Raw genomic sequence first — 2,517 nt, 5'->3', positions numbered from 1 at the left:
AGCCTATGGTGGCGCCCCCCGCACACGGCCCGGGCGATGTCGGCGCGCCCAACTAGACTGACTCCCGTCCGGCCCCTGCGATCTTGGAGCTCAGCCGCGTGACCACCCCGAACCCCGCCGCCCGCACGTCCCCCTCCGACTCCGCTGCCGCGCGGGCGACGGCGACAGCCGACACCGTCGAGAACGCGATCGCCACGCCCGAGAAAGAGCAGCCCTACGGCGCCCTCGGCCTGAAGAGCGACGAGTACGCCCAGATCCGCGAGATCCTCGGCCGCCGCCCCACCAGCGGTGAGCTGGCGATGTACTCGGTCATGTGGAGTGAGCACTGCTCCTACAAGTCGAGCAAGATCTACCTGCGGCAGTTCGGCCAGAAGGTCAGCGACGAGATGAAGACCCGCCTCATGGTGGGCATGGGCCAGAACGCCGGCGTCGTCGACGTGGGCGACGGCTGGGCGGTCACCTTCAAGGTCGAGTCGCACAACCACCCCAGCTACATCGAGCCCTTCCAGGGCGCGGCCACCGGCGTCGGCGGCATCGTCCGCGACATCATCTCGATGGGCGCGCGTCCGGTCGCGGTCATGGACCAGTTGCGCTTCGGGGCGATCGACCACCCCGACACCCCGCGCGTCGTCCACGGCGTCACGAGCGGCATCTCGTTCTACGGCAACTGCCTGGGCCTGCCCAACATCGGCGGCGAGACGGTCTTCGACGCGGTCTACCAGGGCAACCCGCTCGTCAACGCCCTCGCGGTGGGCGTCATGCGCCACGAAGACATCAAGCTCGCCAACGCCACCGGCGTGGGCAACAAGGTCGTGCTCTTCGGTGCCCGCACGGGTGGCGACGGCATCGGCGGCGCGAGCATCCTGGCATCCGACACCTTCGCCGACGGCGGACCCACCAAGCGCCCCGCGGTGCAGGTCGGCGACCCGTTCGCCGAGAAGGTGCTCATCGAGTGCTGCCTCGAGCTCTACAAAGACGACCTGGTCGAGGCGATTCAAGACCTCGGGGCCGCCGGCATCTCGTGCGCCACGAGCGAGCTGGCCGCCAACGGCGACAGCGGCATGAAGGTCGAGCTGTCGAAGGTGCTGCTGCGCGACCCGTCGCTGACGCCCGAAGAGATCCTCATGTCGGAGTCGCAGGAGCGCATGATGGCGATCGTCGCGCCCGAGAAGCTCGATGCTTTCCTCGCCGTCGTCGGCAAGTGGGACGTCGAGACGAGCGTCCTCGGCGAGGTCACCGGCGACGGCCGTCTCGTCATCGACTGGTACGGCGAGCGCATCGTCGACGTCGACCCCTCGACGGTCGCCGTCGACGGCCCGGTCTACGAGCGTCCCGTGGCGTACCCCGCGTGGATCGACGCCCTCAACGACGACACCGCCGCGACGCTGGAACGGGCGACGGATGCCGACACCCTCCGCGCACAGTTCACCACCTTGGTCGCCAGCCCCAACCTCGCCGACACCTCGTGGATCACCAACCAGTACGACTACTACGTGCTGGGCAACACCGCGCTGAGCTTCCCCGACGACGCCGGCATGATCCGCGTCGACGAAGAGAGCGGTCTGGGCTTCGCGATCGCGACCGACTGCAACGGCCGTTACAACCAGCTCGACCCCTACAACGGCGCCAAGCTGGCCCTGGCCGAGGCCTACCGCAACGTCGCCGTCACGGGCGCCGTCCCGACGGCCGTCACCGACTGCCTCAACTTCGGCAGCCCCGAGAACCCCGAGGTCATGTGGCAGTTCAGCCGGGCCGTCGAGGGTCTTTCCGACGGCTGCCTCGAGCTCGGCATCCCGGTCACCGGCGGCAACGTGTCGTTCTACAACCAGACGGGCGACCAGCCGATCCACCCGACCCCCGTCGTGGGTGTCCTGGGCATCATCGACGACGTCGCCGCGCGCATTCCGAGCGGCTGGCAGGATGCCGGCGAGAACCTCTACCTGCTCGGCACCACCGCCGACGAACTCGACGGCTCGCAGTGGGCCGGCACGATCCATGACCACCTCGGCGGTCGCCCGCCCCGGGTCGACCTGGCGCAGGAGCGCAAGCTCGCCGAGCTGCTGCAGGCCGCCGGGTCGCAGTCGCTCGTCTCGAGCGCGCACGACCTGTCGTCGGGCGGCCTGGCGCAGGCCCTGGCCGAGGGCGTGATGCGCTTCGGCATCGGAGCCCGCGTGTGGCTCACCGAGCTCATGGAACGCGACGGGGTGGATGCCACCGCGGCGCTGTTCAGCGAGTCGACCGGCCGTGTGCTGGTCAGCGTCCCCCGCGAAGAAGACGTCAAGTTCCGCGGCCTGTGCGATGGCCGCGGCTACCCGGTGCTGCGCATCGGCGTCACCGACGTCGAGCCGGGCACCGAGGCATCCCTCGAGATCCAGGACGTCTTCACGGTGCCGCTGTCCGAACTGCGCCGCCTGTCGACCGAGACGCTCCCGGCGGTCTTCGGACCGACCATCACCGAGCCGGTCGCCTGAGCCGACCGCCGCGCGGGCTGCTCCGGTCCGCGCGGCAGCGGTGACC

Annotated in this window: 1 protein-coding gene; it reads left to right on the top strand. The window is 69.8% G+C overall.

Going from position 1 to position 2,517, the window contains the following annotated elements; translation table 11 throughout:
* Window positions 1–98: 98 nt before the first annotated feature.
* Window positions 99–2,471 (top strand): phosphoribosylformylglycinamidine synthase subunit PurL, encoded by a 2,373-nt coding sequence (purL, locus tag DBR36_RS09740; RefSeq protein ID WP_375136072.1) that lies wholly within the window; start codon window positions 99–101, stop codon window positions 2,469–2,471.
* Window positions 2,472–2,517 lie beyond the last annotated feature (46 nt).

It is taken from the genome of Microbacterium sp. HMWF026, from assembly GCF_003061325.1.
Taxonomy (GTDB): domain Bacteria; phylum Actinomycetota; class Actinomycetes; order Actinomycetales; family Microbacteriaceae; genus Microbacterium; species Microbacterium testaceum_E.
This window is presented reverse-complemented; position numbering and strand designations above follow the sequence as displayed.